The 21841-nt window shown below is 72.8% G+C and carries 11 protein-coding genes and 1 pseudogene; 6 read left to right on the top strand and 6 right to left on the bottom strand.

All coding sequences use genetic code 11. The features are described 5' to 3' along the window. Positions 1-36 precede the first annotated feature (36 nt). The 6 genes and pseudogenes from H4W80_RS12050 to H4W80_RS64505 form a co-directional block, all read right to left on the bottom strand. On the bottom strand, positions 37-534 hold the full coding sequence (locus tag H4W80_RS12050) for a flavin reductase family protein (protein WP_192785173.1): 498 nt from the start codon (positions 532-534) through the stop codon (positions 37-39). Further along, a complete protein-coding gene (locus tag H4W80_RS12045; RefSeq protein WP_192785172.1) occupies positions 531-1754 on the bottom strand; it encodes a styrene monooxygenase/indole monooxygenase family protein in 1224 nt (407 codons plus the stop codon). Before H4W80_RS12045 ends, H4W80_RS12050 begins: the two co-directional genes overlap by 4 nt. A gap of 102 nt (positions 1755-1856) precedes the next feature. Then, the gene (locus H4W80_RS12040) at positions 1857-2840 is read right to left on the bottom strand and encodes an AraC family transcriptional regulator (RefSeq protein WP_318786824.1); all 984 of its coding nucleotides are present in this window, start codon (positions 2838-2840) and stop codon (positions 1857-1859) included. 90 nt (positions 2841-2930) lie between these two features. Beyond that, positions 2931-4307, bottom strand: a complete 1377-nt coding sequence (locus H4W80_RS12035) for an LVIVD repeat-containing protein (RefSeq protein ID WP_225963380.1) — start codon at positions 4305-4307, stop codon at positions 2931-2933. A 205-nt stretch (positions 4308-4512) separates the two neighbouring features. Beyond that, positions 4513-5427, bottom strand: coding sequence for an SDR family NAD(P)-dependent oxidoreductase (locus H4W80_RS12030; protein ID WP_192785170.1), 915 nt, complete (start codon positions 5425-5427; stop codon positions 4513-4515). Between the two features lie 491 nt (positions 5428-5918). Continuing rightward, a pseudogene (locus H4W80_RS64505) lies at positions 5919-6616 on the bottom strand (transposase); the annotation flags it as partial. A gap of 405 nt (positions 6617-7021) precedes the next feature. On the opposite strand from H4W80_RS64505, the gene H4W80_RS12020 reads away from it, so the two are divergent. Genes H4W80_RS12020 through H4W80_RS11995 form a run of 6 tightly spaced genes read left to right on the top strand, consistent with a single transcriptional unit; the run spans position 7022 to position 21819 of the window. Beyond that, entirely contained in the window at positions 7022-10708 is a 3687-nt protein-coding gene (locus H4W80_RS12020; RefSeq protein WP_318786823.1) for a non-ribosomal peptide synthetase, read from the top strand. After that, positions 10705-17139 carry a type I polyketide synthase gene (locus H4W80_RS12015; RefSeq protein WP_225963378.1) on the top strand — a complete coding sequence of 2145 codons (6435 nt, stop codon included), beginning with the start codon at positions 10705-10707 and terminating at the stop codon, positions 17137-17139. The genes H4W80_RS12020 and H4W80_RS12015 overlap by 4 nt, the downstream gene beginning before the upstream one ends. Positions 17140-17158: 19 nt before the next feature. Then, a complete protein-coding gene (locus tag H4W80_RS12010) occupies positions 17159-18670 on the top strand; it encodes an ABC transporter substrate-binding protein (RefSeq protein ID WP_192785169.1) in 1512 nt (503 codons plus the stop codon). 16 nt (positions 18671-18686) lie between these two features. Further along, complete coding sequence (locus H4W80_RS12005; RefSeq protein WP_318786822.1) at positions 18687-19622, top strand: ABC transporter permease; 936 nt, start codon at positions 18687-18689, stop codon at positions 19620-19622. Then, the gene (locus H4W80_RS12000; protein WP_192785167.1) at positions 19619-20401 is read left to right on the top strand and encodes an ABC transporter permease subunit; all 783 of its coding nucleotides are present in this window, start codon (positions 19619-19621) and stop codon (positions 20399-20401) included. Before H4W80_RS12005 ends, H4W80_RS12000 begins: the two co-directional genes overlap by 4 nt. Continuing rightward, positions 20398-21819: an ABC transporter ATP-binding protein gene (locus tag H4W80_RS11995; protein WP_192785166.1), complete on the top strand. Its 1422-nt coding sequence runs from the start codon at positions 20398-20400 to the stop codon at positions 21817-21819. Before H4W80_RS12000 ends, H4W80_RS11995 begins: the two co-directional genes overlap by 4 nt. The last annotated feature ends 22 nt before the right edge of the window (positions 21820-21841 follow it).

Raw genomic sequence — 21841 nt, 5'->3', positions numbered from 1 at the left:
ATGCTCCTGACGGTCGGCTCGTCCCGGCCGGGGTCTTCAGGCACGGCTGGCCACGCGGCCCTCGCCGATGGCCAGGTCGGGCCAGAACTCCCGGTAGCGGCCGGAGTGGAAGACGAGCGGCTCCCCTTCGGCCCGCTGGTAGCGCTCCACCGCCCCGACGAAGATGTGATGGTCGCCGCCGTCGTGGACGCGCTCCGTACGGCAGACGAAACTGGCCAGCGTCCCGGCGAGTATCGGCAGGGGCGCGCCGAGCAGCTCCACCCCGGCGAACTTGTCGGCCGAGGGCGTGGCGAAGCGCCTGGACAGGTGGTCCTGGTCGGCGGCGAGGACGTTGACGGCGAACCGCCCGGCCCGCAGGAAGAGCGGCGCGCTGGGCGCCCGGTTCGACAGGCACCAGAGAACCAGCGGCGGATCGAGCGAGACCGAGGTGAAGGAGTTGACGGTCACGCCGGCCCGCTCCCCGTCGGCGGTCACCGTCGTGATCACCGCCACCCCGGTCGCGAACTGCCCGAAGGCCTCACGCAGCGATCTCATGCCGCGGTCCTGCTCAGGTAGGCCTCGGCTCGGCCGGCGTCCATGAACCAGTCGGCGTAGTCGGCCGGGTCGTCGAAGCCGTTGACGAAGCGGGAGGCGATCTCCGGACGTTGTCCGGCGGCGCCCAGGAGCGCCAGGTGGTGGGGTTCGGCCGGCGCCAGCAGGGCGTTGGTCCAGTTCGTGACATGCTGGGCCTGCGTCCAGAAGAGCTCGAAGGTCCGCCGCATCCAGCCCGCGTCGAACGGCTGCGCGCCCCGTTCCACGATGGCCCGCAGGTAGGTGGCGGCGCACTTGGCGGCGTTGTTGCTGCCCTGCCCGGTGATCGGGTCGTTGAGCACCACGACGTCGGCGACGCCGAGCACCGGTGCGCCGGAGGGCAGAACGGCGACAGGACGGCGGACCGTGGGGGCGAAGCGCCCGGTCAGGACCGCGTTGGCGTCGGTGAGCTCGATCCCGGCGCAGCGCTCGGCCTCCCACGGGAAGAAGGTCTCCAGGATCTGGCGGCTGCGCGCCAGATGCTCCGCGGGGCCGCGCACGTCGCCCCAGCAGTCCATGGGACCGCCCGGCACGCCCTCGAACACCATGATCTCGCAGGGGCCGCCGTGCGTGAGCGCGGGGAAGACGAAGTACTCGCCCACGCCGGGGAGCAGGTTGAAGCAGACCGCCGAGTGATCGGGGCGGGGGGCGAGACCGTTGACGTAGGTGACCGCCAGCGCGCGTTGCGGAGCGGCGTACGGGGAGCGCGAGGGGTCCCGCTCGAAGAGCGAGGCGATCTGTCCCTTCCCAGCGGCGACGAGGACCAGGTCGTACCGGGCGGCATAGCTCTCCAGGTCCTCCGGGGTGGCGTCGTGCAGGACGAGCTTGCCGCCGAGCCGTTCGAACTCGCCCATCCAGGCCGGCATCTTCAGCCGCTGGTCGACCGAACGGGCCGGGACGTCCAGCCGCGCCGCCCAGTCGAGTGCCTTGCCTCCCTCCGGGCTCGGAACCGTGAGCGCGATGCCCTCGATGGGCGGGCAGACGTCGGCCCACCAGTCCAGGCCGAGCTCACGCTCGTGAGCCTGCGCGGTGCCGAACATGGCCTGGCCGGACATCACCCGGCCGTCGCGGATGGACTCGCTGGTGCGATTGGAGACCACGGTGACGTCGTAGCCGTGCTGGAGCAGGCCGATGGCCAGGTGGAGGCCGGCCTGACCGGCACCGACGATGAGGATGTCGCGCATGGTGGTGGGTCCCTTCGGTATCAGGAGTGGAGGTTGCGATCGGCGCCTGACACCGAAGGTACGGCCGGCGCGTCCGCCCGAGCCATCCACTGAGCGCGGATCTCATCCACCTGACGCGGAACCCCTGCGCAACGTCTCCGACGGCGGCTGCCCGTACCTGTCGCGGTACTGGGCGGCGAAACGTCCCTGGTGCAGGAAGCCCCATCGGGCGGCCACCGTGGTCACCGTGGCCCTGGCGGGGTCGGCCGTCCTGAGCTCGTCGTGCACCCGCGCCAGCCGTACCTGCCTGAGGTGGGCCATGGGGGTCAGCCCGAGATGCGCGCGGAAACCTTCCTGCAGAGAGCGGCTGCTGACCGCGACGGCGCCGGCGATGTCGGTGGTGGTGAGCGGGAGGTGCGCGTGCCCTTCGATGAACTCCATCGCCCGGCGCACGACCTTCGGCAGCGCGGGCGGCCTGGGCGCCGTCAGCCGCTCCAGGTAGTTGGAGGGCTGCATGGTCAGCAGCAGGGTGATCAGCGCGTTCTCCAGGTGCGCGATGGCCAGCGGATGGCCGGTCAGGCCGTCGTCACGCTCGGCCTCCCTGACGAGCAGGTCGGCCATGTCCCGCCAGGACCGGGTCCAGCCCGTCGTCAGGTCCATGCCGGGGTCGAAGACGACCGGGCCGTCGAGCTGCTCGCCGAGCATCTGCTCCAGCGAGCGCTCGATCGAGGTGCGCTCGAACTTGACCACCAACTGCGGGCAGCCGGCGGCCCAGCGCATGTCGAGGTGGCGGGTCGGCGAGGCCAGCGAGGCCAGCGACGGGGTCGAGACGATCTCCTTGTCGCCGGCGCGGATCAGGCTGCGCCCGGCGAGCGGGATCATGACCAGGAAGAACGTGTCGAGGTCGCCTGGCTCGATGTGCACGTCGGCCCCGTAGTCGAGGTAACTGACGCGGACCGAGCCGAGCTGGACGGAGTTGAACCGGGCCGACAGCAGGTCCGCGTCCCCGGCCAGGTCCAGCCGGTGCGGGCAGAACACCTTGGCGACCTCGCCGCGGACCTCGTCGAGGTCGGAGCTGGCGAAGACGGCACGATTGCTGAGTAGCACACCAGATGATCGTCGTTCCCGACCCCGCTGTTCCATGCAAAAAGACGCACAAGAGAGCCTGCACGACCCGGTGGTCCACTCGATGCTTCGTCAGCCGGTGTAGCGCAGGATATGGACGCCCTGGTTCTTGTCGGAGATGTAGATGTAGCCGCGCCGGTCCACCACGACGTCCTCCGTCTGCGCCACGAGCCGGCCTTCGGGCATCGGGCCGTACCTGCGGGTGGGGTCCGGTGGCACGAAGTAGCCCACCTCGCGGGGCAGCCGGGCATTGGACACGTCGTAGACCCGTAGCCCGGCGTTGAAGTGCGCGATGTAGAAGAGGTCGCCTTGGCGCTGCACGTCGGGATGGTGCTGGTGGTGGTTGATGTTGTGCGGGCCGCTCCAGCCGCCCCTGCTCGAGAAGTCCGGGTACGGTGCTCCCGGCGGCGGCTCGGGCGTGGGGAACAGGGACAACAGCCACGGGTGCGCCGGGTCGGAGATGTCCACGATCGAAGCGTGCGGAGCGGCTCCCTTGCCGTAGGAGACGTCCTCGGAGTTGGCGAACGCCATCTTCCTGTCCGGGACCGGCAACACGCCGTGCACGCCGAAACGGGAGTGGAAGGGCGGGCTGAAGTTCAGGCCGCCGACGGGTACGGGCGTGGTCACGTCGGAGATGTCCAGCACGATGAGCCCGGCCGCGCCGTAGGGGAGGTAGGCCAGGTCGCCGGCGACGTACGGGGGGCCGTGCAGGGACACGTCGGCGCTGTTGGCGCAGCAGAAGCCGTGCGTGTGCGGCCGTTCGGCCGGCGGCGGGCCTTGCTCGTCGTCACGCTGGCCCGGCACCCACCAGCGGCTGACCTCCCTGGGCCGGGCCGGGTCCTCGATGTCGACGATGGTGTAGATGTTGCCCCGGAATCCCGGCGCGCCCGCTGCCACGTGCACATAGCGGCCCCCCGGGTAGAGGTTGCGGTGCGTGCCGGTTCCACCGGTCCGGTAGTGGCCGAGCCGGCGCGGGCGTACGGGATCCTTGATGTCCCAGATGTAGATCCCTTCCTCGAAGCCGGCCTCGGGATCGCCGCCGAAGTTGGGGAAGATCTGCTCCAGCGCCGTCACCATGATGTCGCCGTGCAGATCGACCTGCAGTGTCCAGGTGTCCTTCGGCCCTGGCACGAACGCCACCACCTCCGGCCGCCGCGGGTCGGTGACGTCCACGACGCTCCAGCCCGAGTCCCAGAAGTGGCCGGTGTAGAGGTACCACCGGTTGCCCACCCGGCGGATCGCCATCTTGAAGGCCGGCCTGTGGTCCATGTCGGTGTATCCGACGAGCTCGACGTTGCGGGCGTACTGGCCTCCCGGAACCGCCTGCGGGGCGTCCGGTCGGGCAGGCGTGGCGACTGCCTGGGTCGCCGCCAGGGCTGAGGCCGCCGTAAGCGAGGCGCGCAACGCTTGCCGCCGTGACGGGTGCTGGACGTCCACATCTCTCCTCACGTAGGTGATCAAGATCACGACCAGCCAAGCGGATCACCCGGAAAATAGGGCGAAAGATCATCTTTACCTGCCCGACACACGATCCGGTCGGACGTGGAGCGTGCCGTTGGCATCCGTGACGGTGAGCTGACCGCCGGGGGACACGCCCTTGCGCGAGGTCTGGCAACGGCGTGTCATGGCTCGGCGGCCGCGACCGGCTTCGGTGTCAGCCGGTGAGGTAGCCGCCGGAGGCGTCGATGTCGGTGCCGAGGACGGCGGTGGCGTCGTCGGAGGCCAGCCACATCACCACCCGCGCCATCTCCTGCGGCTGCACGATCCGCTTGATCGGGTAGTCCTGCGCGATCTGCTTGTACGTCACTCCGAACGCCTTCGCCGCCCGCTCCAGCATCGGCGTGTCCACGGCGCCCGGGGCCAGCGCATTGATGCGGATGTTCTTGTCCGCGTACTCCAGCGCGGCCACCTTGGTCAGCGACGCCACCGCGTGCTTGCTCGCGTTGTAGGGCGAGATCGTCGCGAAGCCGACCTCGGCCGAGATGGAGGCGGTGTTGACGATGATCCCCGCACGCTGCCGGAGCATGTGCGGGATCTCGTACTTCATCGCCAGGAACACCCCGGCCGCGTTCGTGCGCCAGACCTGCTCGAAGTCGCTCAGCGTCTGCTCGTGGAGCGGCGAGGCCTTGGGGCTCTCGATGCCGGCGTTGTTGAAGGCGATGTCCACGCGCCCGTACCGGCGTACGCACTCGCTCACGAACGCCCGCACGTCGTCCTCCTTCGACACGTCGGCCCGCATGTACGTGGCCTCCCCGCCGAACCCCCTGATCTCCCGCTCGTGCCGCCGGCCGAGTTCCTCCCGCCGCCCGCAGAAGAACACGCGCGCGCCCTGCCTGGCCATCTCGTACGCGGTGGCCTGTCCGATGCCCGACGTCGCGCCGGTGATGAGCACCACCTTGCCGGCGAAGCGCCCGCGGCTGTCGGCCTTGCCCGTGGAAGGGGCGGGCGGGTTCTGCGTGTTGGCCGAGGCGGGCGCGGCGGCGGCCACGGCTCCGGCGGCCAGCGCCACCGCGCCCATGGCGCCGCTCGTGAGCATGGCCCGTCTCGACGGCTGCGGCTGTTCGGTCATGATGTCTCTCCGCTCGGTGGGTCCGAATCGATCATCATGGTCGTCCGCAGGCGACACTGCGGTCCAATAGCTGCGGTTATAACCGTTGTCTATGACCGGCTTCTCGATTACAGCGAGTCGCCGGCCCAGGTGGTGATCTGCACGGCGAGGAGACGGCCGCCGATGTCGTGGCGCCCCGTGATTTTCTCGGTGTGGGCCACGGCTGGCTCCGCGTCAGGGTGACAGCGGCCGGAGCGCTTGCCTGCCAGTTGAGGCGCGGCGTCGGCGGCGTCCGGCGATGCGCTCAACGTGCGCCCAGATCGTGTCGTCGGGGGAATCGCGATCGAAGCTGCGCTTCCCGGAGTGGTGGATGAACCGGTAGGTCCACGACTCTGTCGCTCCATCCGAGCTTGGAGAGGTCTCCGCCTCGTGCCTTCCGGTGCTCGAAGTCAGCACTCAGCGGTGCGACGATCCGCCGCATCCTGAAACGAGCAAGCCCGGCGCCCAGGCGTCTCCCACAACTTCACGATCGCCGGATACCTGCCGCCCCAGACTCCAGGAACCGCTCCAGCGCGGCCGCCTCGGTAGGCGCGGGTGTAGACGGGCTTGAGGGCTTTGGCGATGGCGTCCCAGCGCTGGCGAGCGGCGTACTTTCGATGGTCTGCGGCAGCCCTTTCAGACCGTCGCAGGCCACCATCAGCGCATCGCCGACGCCGCGGTTCTTGATCTCGGTCAGTACGTGCAGCCAGAACTTGGCGGCCTCGCCGCCGCCGCCGGCCCACAGCCCGAGGATGTCGCGTTCACCGTCCACGGTGACCGCCATCGCCACGTAGACGGGCCGGTTGGCCACCTGGCCGTCGCGCTGCTTGGACACCTCGGCGCCGTAGATCTCGGCCAGGTGAGCGGAGATCTCTCCGATGGCCAGGCCCTTGACGGCCGGCGAGATGACCATCTCGGCGACGCCGGACAGCCGCCGCTGCCGCTTGCGTACGATCTTCGGATCGAAGCTGCCGTCCCGATCGCGCGGCACGCTGATCTCGTCCTCGAGAGCGGACTCCGGCACAAGCTTGGTCGGCCGGCCCGGCAGCCCGTTCTCCCCGACCGACTCCACGCCCTCGGCGCGGGCTTGGTCGACCAGCCTGGCCACCAGGTCACAGGCTGCAGAAACGGACGATCCAGCTCCGGCGTCGCCCCACGAACCGACCGCCACGCTGAGCGCTTCGCCGAAAAGGTGCCACGGTGTCGGTTTGTCCCAGGTGTGACCCACGTCGTGATTCTTGATCAGGGGCTGGGTGAATCTGCAGGTCAGAGCGGTAGGGCGACCGGGTTCGAACCCGGAACCTACGGATTGAAGCGTGCCGATCTGGCGGACGGGCAAGGTCAAGAGCTTGATCAACGAATGCTGCCGAACCGCCTGATCGCTTCACGGATCCCCTGCTCAGCCGTGCGTGCAGGGGTTCGGCACCCCTGCACGGCAGGGGTGCCGCACAGGCGGGCGGGAATCCCTCACATCATGACAATGGTGTTGATAATCGTTTTCGTTGATGTTAGACATGACATCGGCTGATTGGTCGGCCCTCGCATCGATGCCCCCGCCCACGTTCGTGGAGGTCTGGTGACCCCTTTTCCGCTGGTTGATGTGTCGTGCCCGTCGCTGGACGAGGTCGTCTCGTGTGTGGCGCAGGTGCTCGGGATCGAGGAAGGGGAGGTGGATGCGGACGCCAGGCTCACTGAGCTGGGTCTGGAGTCGTTCACTGCTGTGCGGTTGCGCCGCAGGCTGCACGAGCGCATTGGGGCAGACCTGCCCATCGCGTCGTTCCTGGGTGAGGCGTCCGCGCGCTCGATCGCGCGGTGGGTCACGCCGGAGGACGCCGCCTTTCCTCTTACCGCCGCCCAGTCCGCGTACTGGGTGGGCCGGGATCCCGCGTTCCCGCTGGGCGGCGTCGCGACCTTCTTCTTCCATGAGTACGACCGCCGTCCCGATGACCGGCCAGCCGATCTGGATCGGCTGGAGCAGGCGTGGAACGTGCTGGTCGAGCACCATCCCATGTTGCGCATGGTGGTCGGCGACGACGGCAGGCAGCGCATACTCGCGTCGCCGGGGCCGTACCGCATCGGCCGCACCGACCTGCGGGAGGCGTCCGCCGAAGAGGCCCGGCAGGTGCTCGACCGGCTGCGCGCGGAACGGTCCCACCAGCTCCGCCCGACCGACGTCTGGCCGCTGTTCGACATCCACGCGGCGCTGCTGCCCGACGGCCGGACGCGGCTCTTCGTCGGCATGGACATCCTGGCGCTGGACATGGCGAGCTGGCTGCTCGTGATGCGCCAGTGGGGCGAACTGGTCGCCGACCCCGCCGCCCGGCCCGCGCCATGCGCGACCGACTTCCCCACCGTGGTCAGGGAACGTGAGTCGGACCCTGAGGAACGCGAGCGCCGGGCGCTGGCCGGCGCGTACTGGGCCGAACGCGCGCCGGACCTGCCGCCTGGGCCAACGCTGCCGCTGGCCGTGCCGATCGAGGAGGTCGGCGTGCCCAGGTTCGCCCGGTACGAGGGCCGGCTCGCCGCCGAGGAATGGAAACTGCTGCGGGCTCGTGCGGCCGAGCATGGGCTCAGCCCGACCGGCGTGCTGCTCGCCGCCTTTGCTCTCACCCTCCATCGGCGGGCCGCATCTGACCCCTTCTGCCTGAACGTCACACTCTTCGACCGCCCCGACCGTCCGGAACTGCGTGACGTGGTGGGTGACTTCACCACGACGGCCCTCGTCGGCATCCCGGTCCCCGATCTCTCAGGCCCGTGGACCTTCTCCGAATGGGCGACCGAGGTGAACCAGCGGTTCTGGACCGATCTGGAGCACCGTGCCGTCTCCGGTGTCGAGGCGCTGCGGGCGGCGGGACGCACGAGCGGCATGCCGGCTCACCCGGTCGTCTTCACCAGCGGTGTCGGGCTCGCCGATGACGAGGCCACGGCCTGGCTGGGGGAGGAGGTGTTCGGCGTGTCGCAGACCCCGCAGGTGCTGCTCGACCACATCGTGCGCGACGACGGCGGGCCGCTGAGGATTGCCTGGGACGCCGTGGAGACGGCGCTTCCCGAAGAGTGGGTCCAGGGATGTCTCGACGCCGAGGTACGCCTGCTGCGCAGGTTGACCGACCCGGCCGCCTGGACGTCCGCGACCTTGGCCGCCGATCCGGGCTTCCACGCTGATGAGCCGCTGGAGTGCGTGCCGTTCCCCGGAGCCGGACCGCTGCTCGACGACCCGTGGGCCGAGGCGGCCCGCCGTGACCCTGGTGCCCCGGCCTTGCTAGGGCCTGGCGGCGCGATGACGCACGGCGAGCTGGCGGAGGCGGCTGGCACGCTGGCGGCGGGGGTCAAGCCGGGCGAACCGGTCGCCGTTGCCCTCGACAAGGGGTTCGATCAGATCACCGCTGTCCTGGCGGTCGCCGCCGCGGGCGCCTGGTATGTGCCCGTCGAGCCGTCCTGGCCCGCCGCCCGGGTGGCCTCCGTGTGTCACCAGGCGGGCGTCGCGCACGCGATCGCCGCCGACGGCGGCCCGGTCACCTGGCCCGACGGCGTGACCGTTCATCGGGTCGGCGACCACTTGTCCCCGGTCAACGGCCAGGTCCTGGAACGACCCGCGCCTGGCGACTTGGCATACGCGATCTTCACCTCCGGCTCCACCGGAACGCCCAAGGGCGTCGCCATCGAGCACCGGGCGGCCCGCACCACCGTGGACGACATCGTCGACCGGTTCGGGATCGACCACCGTGACCGCGTGCTGGGGCTGTCCGCGCTCAGCTTCGACCTGTCGGTCTTCGACGTCTTCGGAGTCCTGGGCGCGGGCGGGGCGCTGGTGCTGCCGGAGCCGGCCCGCCAGCGCGACCCGGAGCACTGGCTGGAGCTGGCCGAGCGGCACGGCGTCACCGTGTGGAACACCGCGCCCGCGCTGCTGGAGATGCTCGTCGAGTACGCCGAGCTGGACCCGGACGCGGCCCGCCGCCAGTTGCGCTCGCTGCGGCTGGTGATGCTGTCCGGCGACTGGATCCCGGTCACCCTCCCCGAACGGCTGCGCGCGCTCGCGCCCCAGGCCCGCCTGTACAGCCTGGGCGGCGCCACCGAGGCGTCGATCTGGTCGATCTCCTATCCGGTGGAGGAGGTGGACCCGGCCTGGAAGAGCATCCCGTACGGGCGAGCGCTCCGAGGGCAGAGCTTCCGCATCCTTGACGAGGACGGCGTGCCGGTGCCGCTGGGCGAGCCGGGGGAGCTGTACATCGGCGGTGACGGGCTGGCCCGCGGCTACCTAGGGGACCCCGAGCAGACCGCGGTCAGGTTCGCCGTGCACCCGCGGCTCGGCGAGCGGCTGTACCGCACTGGTGACCTGGGCCGGTGGCGGCCGGACGGCACGATCGAGTTCCTCGGCCGGGTGGACCGGCAGGTCAAGATCCGTGGGCACCGGATCGAGCTGGGCGAGATCGAGGCCGTGCTGGCCCGCGAGCCGGGGGTCAGAGCGTGCGTCGCGGCCACGGTCCGCGGGTCGGACGGGCGGCCGAGGCTGGTCGCGTACGTGGTCGGGAAGGAGTCGCTGTCCGAGGAACGGCTGACCGCGGCCCTGCGGGAGCGGTTGCCGGCGTACATGGTTCCCGCCCGGCTGGTGATCCTGGACCGGCTGCCGGTCACGGCCAACGGCAAGGTGGACCATGCCGCCCTGCCCGACCCGTACACGCGAGCGAGCCGTCCCGCCGCCGAGAAAGCCGCTGAGGAGCACGTGGACGTGCGGTCGGATGGCTCGCGGGACCTGGCGGACTGGGCGGCGCGGGTCCTTCGCGAGGCCCAGGAACGCGGCCTCGAGTTGGTCTTGACGATACGCCCGGGTGTGTTGGAGCCCTCCGCGACGTTCCGGACTTCGGACCCGGAGCCCGCACCCACCGGGCCAGACGGCCCGCGTGGACCCGGCGGCGAGAGCGGTGCCCCGGCTGATCCTGAGGTGCTGCGGTCCGTCGCCTCCGTCTTCGAGGAACTGCTGGGTCACCCCGTCGATCCCGACGCCACCTTCTTCGACCTCGGGGCCACCTCGATCACTCTTGTCATGGCCCACCGAGAGCTGCGCCGGCTGGCTCCCGGACTCTCCGTCGTGGATCTCTTCGAACGGCCCACGGCCCGCGCCCTGGCGGCCCACATCGCCCGCCGCACGGCGCCACCGAAGCCTGCCCGCGTCGCGGACTCAGAGCCTGCCTACGACGTGGACCCGTCGACGGCTCGCGGGTCGCGGCTGCGGGCCCGCGCGCACGCCGAGGAGGTGTCCCGTTGAGCACCGCCATCGCGGTCGTCGGCCTCGACTGCCGCTTTCCCGGCGCGCCTGACGTGGAGTCGTTCTGGCGCATGCTGGTCGAGGGCAGGCAGGGCCTGGTCCGCTTCGACCGGACCGAGTTGCCGGCCAGGGGCGTGGACCCGGCTCTGCTCAGCAGTCCGGGATACGTCCCGGTCGGAGGGCTGATCGAGGGCCAGGATCTGTTCGACCCCGACCTGTTCGGCATGACCGAGGCCGAGGCCGCGCTCGCCGACCCGCAGCAGCGGCTCTTCCTGGAGTGCTGCTGGCGGGCGCTGGAGTCCTCCGGTCACGGGGGTGGCGCGGGCGCGGGCACGGTCGGCGTCTACGCCGGGGCCGCGCACAGCTCCTATCTCATGGCCAACCTGCACCACCGCTACGACCCCACGGGCGGCGGCGCCGATCCGGTCGGCAGCCTGCAGACGGCGATGGCCACCGTCGGCGACTACCTGCCGCTGCACGTCGCATACCGGCTGGGGCTCACCGGGCCGGCGCTCGCGATCAACACCACGTGCTCGACCTCCCTGGTCGCCGTGCACCTCGCCGCGCAGGCGCTGCTCAACGGCGAGTGCGACACCGCGCTCGCGGGCGGGGTGTCGCTGACGGTCCCCCAGGGGCACGGCTACCTGCACGTGCCCGACGCGATGTTCTCCGCAGACGGCCGGGTGCGGCCGTTCTCGGCGGAGGGCAGCGGCATCGTCTTCTCCCAGGGCGTGGGAGCCGTCGTGCTGCGCCGCCTGGACGACGCGCTCGCCGACGGTGACGAGGTGCTGGCTGTCATGCTCGGCTCGGCGGTCAACAACGACGGCGCGGACAAGGTCGGCTTCACCGCCCCTTCGGTGCGTGGGCAGGCCAGGGTCATCGCGGAGGCGCTGTCCGTCGCCGCGGTCGAGCCTCGCGCCATCGGGTACGTCGAAGCGCACGGCACTGCCACCCGCCTGGGCGACGCCGTCGAGGTGGGCGCGCTGCGCAAGGTGTTCGGAGTGGAGGGACCGGCGTGGTGCGCGCTCGGCTCGGTCAAGGGCAACATCGGGCACGCCAACTCCGCGGCCGGCATCGCGGGGTTCGTCAAGGCTGTGCTCGCGGTCCACCATGGCGTCATCCCGGCTTCGCTCGGTGCCAAGCCGCTCAATCCGGCGCTGGAGCTGGACGGCTCGCCGTTCGAGGTGGCGGTGGCGACCCAGCCGTGGGAGGGGCCCCGGTACGCCGGCGTCAGCGCGTTCGGCATCGGCGGCACCAACTGCCATGTGGTCCTCGGAGAGGCTCCGCCCCGCCCGCCGAGCCCGGCGGACGACCGGCCTCAGCTGCTGCTGGTCTCGGCTCGCTCCGCCCCGGGGCTCACGCAGGCCGCCGAGGAGCTCGTGGCCTCCGAGCCGCAGGATGTCGCCGACGCCGCGTACACGCTGCACACCGGACGCAAAGCGTTTGCCCACCGCCTCGCGGCGGCCGTCACCGCCCCTTCCGACATCGCCGGCGCGCTGCGCGCCGCAGTACCCGTCACCGTGCCGGAGACCGCGCCCCGGGTCGTGTTCGCCTTCCCCGGCGGTGGCGCGCAGTACGCCGGCATGGGCTCCGGCCTCTACGGTGACGAGCCGGTCTTCGCCGAGACCGTCGACGGGTGCGCCGAGGCGCTGGCACCGCTCCTGGGCGCTGACGTGCGCGAGTTGATCCTCGCCCGCCGCGACGACCCGGCGGCACGGACCGCCGCCCGAAACCCCGGGATCGGGCTGCCCGCGCTGTTCGCCATCAGCGTGGCCACCGCTGCGCTGCTGGAGTCGTGGGGCATCCTGCCGGACGTCGTGCTCGGCCACAGCCTCGGCGAGTACGCGGCGGCCGTGGTCTCGGGCGCGCTGTCGATGGAGGACGCGGCGTCCCTGGTGGCGGTCCGGTCGACCGGCATGGCCATGGCTGCGGGAGCGATGCTCGCGGTGTCCCTGCCAGAGGAAGCGGTCGTCAGGTTGCTCGGCCGCCACCCCGACCTCGACCTGGCTGTCGTGAACGCCCCCGACTCGTGCGTGCTCTCAGGGCCGGCCGAGGCGGTGGAACGCCTCAATGAGGAGCTGCGCGCGGAAGGCGTCGACGCCACGCGGCTGCACTTGGACGCCGCCGCCCATTCGCGGCTCATCGAGCCCGTCGTGCCCGCGCTGCGCCGGGCCGCCGAACGTCTTTCGCCGCAGAAGCCGACGGTGCCGCTGGTGACCACGCTCACGGGGGACTGGGCGGGCGACGTGCTGTTCGATCCCGAGCACTGGGTACGGCACCTGCGCTCCACCGTGCGCTTCTCCCGTGCGGTGCGGACGGCCGTGGGGGAGTCGCCTACCGTGCTCGTCCAGGTCGGACCCGGCAGCGGACTGGTCACCGCCGCCCGCCGCCAAGGCCTGCCCGCGTTGCGCGCCGTCCTGGCCACCTTCCCGGCGCCCGGCGAGGACCAGCATGACCGGACCGTCGCGTTGTCGGCCGCCGGACAACTGTGGACGCACGGCGTGCCACTCGACGCCGCAGTCCTGCACCGGCCGGGACGTCGCCGCGTCGTCCTGCCCGGCCACCCGTTCCAGCGCCGTCGCCTGTGGATCGACCCGCCCGCTCGGACAGCGGCGCCGGTGCCGTACACCGGGGACCCGCTGCAGATCCCGGTGTGGCACCGGGCGGTCCCGGCTCCGGCTCCCCGGTTCCCGGACGGCGAGTGGTGGCTGGTCGTCGGCGGGTCCGCCGAGCTGGCGGACACCCTCGCGCGGGCCGGGGCCGAGCCCGTCACCGCCGCAGATTTCCCCGGCGCGAGCTGTGCTGGAGCCGTCTACGTCCTCGATCGCCAGGACCAGGGCGAGAGCCTTGACGATCGGGTCCGCGATGCCGTCGTCGGCTTCGCGGACTTCGCCGCCCTGCTTGCCTCCCACCCTGACCCGCCGCGACGCCTGCTGCTGGCCACCGCCGGGGGCGAACGGGTGGAGAGCTCCGACATGCTCGACCCGGCAGCGGCGGCGGTGCGCGCGCTGCCACGCGTCCTCGCCCAGGAGAGCCCAGGCTTGACCTGGCGCTCCCTCGACCTCTCACACGGTCCTGTCGACGTGCGCGCCGTGGTCGCCGAGGCCGCCGACCTCGCCGCCGCCCAGACCAGGCAGCCCGGGAGCGCGGCCGAGCCGGGACCCACCGCCGCGGAGATCGCCGTGCGAGGTGGGACTCGGTGGCTGCGTTCCTTCGCGCCCTGGCGGCCTGCTGCGGCCCCGGGCGGGTCCCGCCGGGGTTCGGTGGCGGTCATCCTGGGCGGACTGGGCGATGTCGGGTTCACGATGGCAGAGCACCTGGCCGGTCAGGGGGTCAAGGTAGTCCTGACGTCCCGTACCGGGGTCCCCGCGCAGGCCGCTCCCGACAGCAGGGACGCCGAGCGGGCGGCCTGGCTCCGGCGGCTGGCCGGGCTCGGGCTGGAAGTGGAGATCGAGGTCGCGGACGCCGCCGACCCTGCGGCGACCCGCGCGCTCCTCGACGGCGTGGCGCGCCGGCACGGGCGGCTCGACCTCGTCGTCCACGGCGCCGGCGTGGTGGCCTCCGCCGGGATCGGGCCGCTGCGGGAGGCCGGCGTCGACGTCGCCGACGCGCACGCCCGCGCCAAGGTCGGCGCGGCCGTCGCGCTGCGGGAGGCCATCGACGCGCTGCCCGAGCAGGTCAGACCGCGTGCCGTGCTGCTGATGTCGTCGGTCACCGCCGCCGTCGGCGGGCTCGGCCTCGGCCCGTACGCGGCGGCCAACCGCGCGCTCGACGCCGTCGCCGAGCAGACGGGAGCCGGTACCGGTACCCGGTGGGTCAGCGTGGCCTGGGACGGATGGCGGGTCGGCCCGGCCGGACGGGAACGCACAGTCGCCTCTGCGCACTCCGTCGGCGCCGTCGACGGCATGGGAGCCCTGGACCGGATCCTGGCGGCCGTGGCCGACGGCAGCGCGCCGCCCGTGGTGGCCGTGTCACCCGCCGACCTGGCCGCACGCCTGGCCTTCGACGCCGCGGCACCGGACTCCGGGGAAGCGAGCTCGGAGGGAGACAGTGGTGACTGGCGTCCGGCGGAGCGGCTCGTGGCCGCCCTATGGTCCGAGCTGCTCGGCTTCCCCGTGACCGACCAAGAGGCGGACTTCTTCGCGCTGGGCGGGCACTCCCTGCTGGCCACCCGCATGCTGGCCCGGCTGGCCGACGACCACGGTGTGCCGCTGCGGCTGAGCGACCTGCTGGCCAGGCCGACGGTGACCGCGCTCGCCCAACTTCTGCCGGACAGCGTGTCCGGGGGCCCAGGCCAGGTCTCGGAACCCGCCTGGACGGGGGAGACCGACTTCCCGCTGACCCGGGTGCAGCACGCGTACTGGGTCGGTGGCGGAGGCGGGTACCGCCACGGCGGCACGGCCTGCCATTTCTACCTCGAATACGACTGCCCCGATCTCGACATCCCGCGATACCAGCGGGCGTGGAACCGGGTCATCGCCCGTCACCCGATGCTGCGCGCCGTCATCACCCCCGAGGGCCGCAACCGGATCCTGGACCGGGTGCCCGAATACCGCATCCGGGTGCACGACCTGCGCGAGGACGCCGATCCGGCGGCCCGGCTGGCTGCGCTCAGGGAACAGCTGTCGCACCGGGCGCCGCGCCCCGACCGCTGGCCGCTGGTCGAGCTGCGCGCCGCCCAGCTGCCCGAGGGCACCGTCCGCCTGTTCGTCGGCGTGGACGTGCTGGTCTGCGACACCGCCAGCTACCTGCTGCTGGACCGGGAACTGAGGCACTTCTACGAGCACGACGGCGGCCCGGACCTGCCCCCGATCGGCACGGATTTCGCGGCCTGCGTACGCGCCATGGAGGAGCGAGCGTCCGGACCGGCGGCCGAGTACTGGCGGGCCAGGCTCGATGACCTGCCGGGCCCGCCCGCGCTGCCCGTGCGGGACGGCGACGCGGCGGCCCCGAGGTTCGCCAGACGCAGCGCCACATTGCCCGCCGAGGTCTGGGAGCGGCTCAAGCGGCGGGCCGCCGACCACGCGGTCACCCCCACCGCCGCGCTGCTCGCCGCGTACGGTGACGCGCTGCACGCCTGGTCGGGCAGCGACCGGTTCTGCGTCAACCTCACCCTGTTCGACCGGCCGCGCATCCATCCCGACGTCGGCAAGGTCGTCGGCGACTTCACCTCGCTCCTGCTGCACGAGGTGGACCGGGCGACTCCGGCTACTTTCGCCGAGCGCGCCAGGATGGCCCAGCGCAGGCTGTTCCAGGATCTCGACCACCGCGACTTCTCCGCCCTGGACGTGCTGGCCGAGCAGTCGGCCCGCACAGGGCGGCTGGCCCAGGCGCCCGTCGTCTTCACCAGCGCCCTCGGCCTGGACGACGCCCACGATCTGGACTGGGTCGGCACCCCCGTCTACGGGGTCAGCCAGACGCCGCAGGTCTGGCTTGACCACCAGGCGTTCGTCCAGCACGGAGAGTTGCTCCTGCAGTGGGACGTGGCCGAGACCGCGCTCCCTGCCGACGAGGCCGCCGCCGCCTTCGAACGCTACGTGGCCGACGTACGCCGCCTGGCCGACGACCCCTCGGCATGGGAGAGCACGTACGGCGACGTGACCCTGCTGCTACGGGAGGGCACCCACCCGCGCCCGCTGTTCCTCGTGCATCCGTCCGGCGGCGACGTGCTCTGTTATGCCGAGCTGGCCCGCCTGCTCGACACCGACCGTGCGGTCGTCGGCCTGACCGACCCCGTCTTCGCCGGCATCTCGCCGCCCGGCGACATGGAGGCCCTCGCCGACCTTTACGTGCGGGCGGTGCGCGCCTGGCAGCCTGCCGGTCCGTACGCGCTCGGCGGCTGGTCCATGGGCGGCACCCTGGCCCAGCTCATGGCCTGCCGCCTGGCGGAGGCGGGCGAGCGGGTCGAGCTGCTGGTGATGCTGGACTCGAACGTCCCCGACCGGATCCGCCCGCTCCCCACCGAGAGACCCGACGCGCACGCGGCCGCCCGCTACCTGCGCTCCCTGGAGGCGTTCCGCGGCGCGGACCTCAACCTGTGCCCGCCGGACCTGGCGGCGCTGCCCGAGGCCGACCTGCCGGGCGAGGTCTCCAGTCTGCTGCGGCGGGCAGGGCTGCTGGGCGCCCGCGACTCGGCGGCGGAACGGCTGGAGGTCTTCACCCGCCACCTGCGCGTCCTCGGCGATTACCGGGCCCGCCGGCTCGGCGGCGGCACCCGGACCCTCCTCGTCTGCGCCACGCTGCCGTCCCCGCTCAACGGCGGGATCGGCATGGGCATCGACGACGTGCCCAACCGCCACGACCTCGGCTGGAGCCCGTTCCTGCCCGGGCTTCGGGCGGAGCCGGTCGACGCGCACCACTACTCCCTGCTCCGCGGGCCCGCCGTACGCCGGGTCGCGGAACTGCTCGACGAGCTCCTTCGCGAGTCCTGACCCTCCGGAAGAGGAATCCATGACCTTCAAGCAGCGACGACCTGCCCTGCTGATCGCTTCGGCGGTGCTCGTCGCCGGTTGCTCGGCCCCGCCGCCGCCCACCTCGGGCAGCACCAGCACTCTGCGGTACGTGGCCGCGGGCAGCCCCGCCGCCGCGAGCAACGACCCGCACGGCGGGCTGGCCAACGAGTCGGACGCGCTGCGCTTCTCCCTGCTCTACGACGTCCTGACCGTGCCCGGGGACGACGGCACGGCCGAACCCCGCCTGGCCGCCTCGTGGGAGCCGGACCGGACGCTCACCCGGTGGACGTTCCGGCTGCGCCCGGAGGCCACGTTCTCCGACGGCCGCCCCGTACGGGCCGCCGACGTCCTCTACTCCCTGCGACGCATCGAGCGCAAGGCGGCCGAGAACTACGGCAGGCTCGCGTCGTTCGACACCCAGGCCTCCACCGCGCCCGACGACCACACCGTCGTCCTGGTCAGCAGGACGCCGAATGCCCTCGCGCCGGAGGCGCTGGAATCGGTCACGTTCGTCGTCCCCGACGGCAGCGAGGACTTCGGCAAACCCGTGCCGGGCTCAGGTCCGTACCAGATGGAGGGTGGGGGCGCGCAGACCGCCGTGCTGAAGCGCAACCCCAAATGGTGGGGCCCCCGCCCGAGCCTGGACGGCGTCGAGATCCGAGCCGTGGCCGACCCGCAGGCCAGGGCCGCCGCGGTCACCTCCGGCCAGGCAGACGTGGCGGGCAGCGTGAGCCCCGCCGCCGCGAAGGCCGCCGGCCCGGGCGTCCGGGTGGTGCGCCGCACGCCCGTGACCGAGTACCCGTTCGTGATGCGCCTGGACCGCAAACCCTTCGACGACCCCCGCGTACGCGCGGCGTTCAAGCTGGCCGCCGACCGCCAGGCCCTGGTCGACACCGTCTTCCTCGGGTACGGGAAGGTCGCCAACGACCTGCCGACCCCGTACGACGCCTCCTACCCCAAGGACCTGGCGCAGCGGCCCCGTGATGTGGCCCGGGCCAAGGAGCTCCTGGCCGCCGCCGGACACGGGAACGGGCTCGAGGTCACCTTGCGCACCACCACGTCCTACCCGGGCATGGACGCCGCCGCCACCCTGTACGCCCGCCAACTCGCTGACATCGGCGTCACCGCCACCGTCCGCAACGAGCCGCCGGACACCTATTTCACGAACGTGTGGAGCAAGGCCGACTTCTACACCGGCTACTTCGGCGGTATCCCCTTCACCGACGTGGCCAGGGTCGCGCTCCTGTCGACGTCCCCGACGAACGAGACCGCCTGGAAGCGGCCCGCGTGGGACAAGGCGTTCACCGAGGCGCTCGCCGTTCGCGACGACGCCGACCGCAACGGCCGCCTCGGGGCGCTGCAGAAGGAACTGTGGGAGGACGGCGGCTACGTCGTGTGGGGCCTCGGCGAGGGACTGGACCTGACCTCGCCCGCCGTTCACGGCCTCCCCACGGGGCCGGGGTTCCAGCGCTTCCTCCTCGATGGCGTCCGGCTCGGCGACGCGGGCTGAGCCGGTGCGTCTCTCCGTGACGACAGGGCTGTCCCGCGCCGTCTTGGCGCCTTTCCGGGCGGTCGTCCTGCTGGTCGCGGTCTCGGCCGCGGTGTTCGCCGCCACCGAGCTGCTGCCGGGAGATGCCGCCGACGCCGTGGGCGCCGGCCGGGCCTCGGCGGCGCAGCTCGCCGAACTGCGCGCCGAGCGCGGGCTCGACCGGCCTGGCTGGGAGCGTTGGGCGAGCTGGGCCTGGGCGCTGCTTCACGGCGACGCGGGCCGGTCCCTGCTGACCGGCCGCCCCGTCGTGGACCTGGTCGGCGGGCGGCTGCCCGCCACCGCGGTGCTGGCCGGGTCGGCCTTCGCGCTGACCGCCCTGCTCGTCGTGCTGGGCTGCGTGCTCGCCGGCCGCCGAGCGCTGCGGCGTCCGGGAGACGCCGGCGGCGGCCTGGCGACGGCGCTCACCGCGGTGCCCCAGGTGGTCGTGGCGGCAGCGCTCGCGGCGCTGCTCAGCGGGATCCTGGGATGGGTGCCGCCGGTGTCCCTGCTGCCTCCGGGCGGCGGTTCGCCGGATCCGTCGATCCTGGTCCTTCCCGTCCTGACGCTGGTCCTGCCCTCGGCCGCGTTCGGCGTCGCGCTGCTCGCCGGTGTCGTGGCCGACGCCCTGCGCAGGCCGTACGTGACCGATGCCCTCATCCGTGGCGTGCCGAACGGCCGCATCCTGCGCCGTCAGGTCCTGCCCGTCCTCGCCGCGCCCGCGCTGCGGGTGCTGGCCGTCGTGGTCGGCGGGATCACCGCGGGCAGCGCCCTGGTCGAGACGGTCTTCGGGTACGCGGGGGCGGGCGAGCTGCTGGTCAGCTCGGTGGCAGTCCGGGACACGCCCGTGGTGCAACTCCTGGGGCTCGGCTCGGCCGCGGCCGTCCTGGCGGTGCTGCTGCTCGCCGACCTGGTCCCGGTGCGGCGGCCGTCGTGAGCAGGATCTCCCTCGCGCTCGTGGCCCTTCTCATCGCAGTCACCCTGCTGGGGCCGGCCCTCGCTCCCTACGATCCGGCCGCACCCGTGACCGCGCCTTGGCAGGCGAGCTCCGCCGGCCATCTTCTGGGAGGCGACGTGCTCGGGAGGGACGTGCTCTCGCGGCTTCTGACGGGAGGGCGGCACCTCCTGGTCCTCTCGCTCGTGGCGGCGGCGGCCGCCGCCCTCGTCGGCACGCTCGGCGGGCTTGCGGCCGGGTGGGGCGGGTCCCGCGTGCTCGCGGCGGGTGCCGACCTGCTGCTCGCCGTGCCGGTGCTGCTACCCGCGTTGGTGCTGGCCGTGTCCCTGCCCGGGAACGCGGCCGTCGTGGTCGCCACTGTCGTGGCGGGAGCGCCGCTGACGCTGGGCGTCGTCAGGGACGCGACCGCGGGCGTACGGGAACGCGGATACGTCCGGGCGGCGCGGCTGCGGGGCGAGCGCACTCTCGCGGTGCTGCTGCGCGAGGTACTTCCGGCCGTGGCCGGAGTGCTGGCCGCCGACCTCGGGCTGCGCTTCGTCACCGCGCTGCAGCTGGCCTCCGCGCTCGCCGTGCTCGGCCTCACCGACGCGCCTGCCACGGGGGACTGGGCCGCGATGCTCCGCGAGAACCTGGCGGGCGCCGCGCTCAACCCCGCGGCCCTCGCAGGTCCCGCGCTGCTGCTGGCCCTGCTCTCCCTGGCCGTCGCCGCCGCCGCGCACGCGGGGCTCCGCCACGCCTTCGGAACGGGGGACTCCTGGTGACAGCACACGAGGGCCTGCGCGCCGAGAGGATCCGCGTCACCGGCCCTTCGGGCCGCGTCGTCCTCGACGGTCTCGGTACGCATGCCGCACCCGGCCGCGTCCTCGCACTGACGGGCCCCTCGGGCAGCGGGAAGACCACCCTGCTCAGGGCCCTGCTCGGCTGCCTGCCGCCCGGGTTGCGGCTCGCGGCCGGTGCGGTGCGCTGGCGCGGCCGCCCGGTGCCCAACGGACGGGCCGGCCGACGATGGCGTCTCACCCAGGTCGGCTGGCTGGCCCAGGACCCCGCCTCCACGCTCGATCCCTGGCAGCCGGTGCTCGACCAGGTCACCGAGGCCCTCGCCGACCGTGGCGCCACGGGAACCGCCGTACGCGCCCAGGCCGCCGCGCTGCTCGAACGCCTCGGCCTCGATCCCGCCCTGCACGCGAGGACGCCGGGCCGGCTCTCCGGCGGGCAGGCCCAGCGGGCCGCGCTGGCCCGCGCCCTCGCCGGAGACCCGCCCCTGCTGGTGCTGGACGAACCCACCAGCGGCCTGGACCCGGACTGCGCCCGGCTCGCCGCCGAGGCCGTGCGCCGGCGGCGCGCTGACCCGTCGCGGGTCACAGTGCTGGTCTCCCACGACCGGAGGCTCGTGGAGGACCTCGCCGACGAGGTCACGGAGATCGCCGCCGTCGCCCCGCCGCGCAGTCCGGCGATCGCATCCCGGCGGACGGGCACGCCCGCGGTGCTGACCGTACGCGGGCTCGTCCTGGACCACCCGGTGGGCGGGCCCCCGCTCCTCGCCGCAGACCTGGCTGTGCACGCCGGAGAGCTCGTCGCGTTGCTCGGACCGTCCGGCAGCGGCAAGAGCACCCTGCTGCGCGCCCTCGCCGGGCTGCACGCGCCCGCCGCAGGGACCCTGATCCTGTCGGCGGCCGACGTCTCGCAACCCCTTCCGCACCTGGCGAGCGAACGCAGCCGCGCCCAGCTGCGCCGTATCCAGTTCATCGGCCAGAACCCCCGCGACGAGCTCAATCCCGCCCACCGGGCCGTGACGGCGGTCGCCCGCCCGCTGCGCACGCTCGCGGGCCTGGGGCGCGCCCCCGCACGGGCGCAGGCCCTCCGCCTCCTGGCAGACCTCGGCGTGGACGCCGAGCACGGCGCCCGCCGCCCGGGAAGGCTCTCCGGCGGCCAGCGACAGCGCGTCGCCGTGGCTCGCGCGGTGGCCCCGGGCGCCGCCGTCCTGCTCGCCGACGAGATCACCTCGGCCCTGGACGCGGCCACCGCGACGCGGCTGCTCGATCTCCTCGACCGGCTCCGCGCCGACGGCCTCGCCGTGCTCCTGGCCACGCACGACCCGGACGTGGCGGCCCGCGCCGACCGGGTCCTGCGCCTGAGCGCCGGAGCCCTGCACGAGCAGGACGTGAACGCGCATCCATGAACACCATCCAGACGGAGGACCG

Source organism: Nonomuraea angiospora, from assembly GCF_014873145.1.
Taxonomy (GTDB): Bacteria; Actinomycetota; Actinomycetes; order Streptosporangiales; family Streptosporangiaceae; genus Nonomuraea; species Nonomuraea angiospora.
This window is presented reverse-complemented; position numbering and strand designations above follow the sequence as displayed.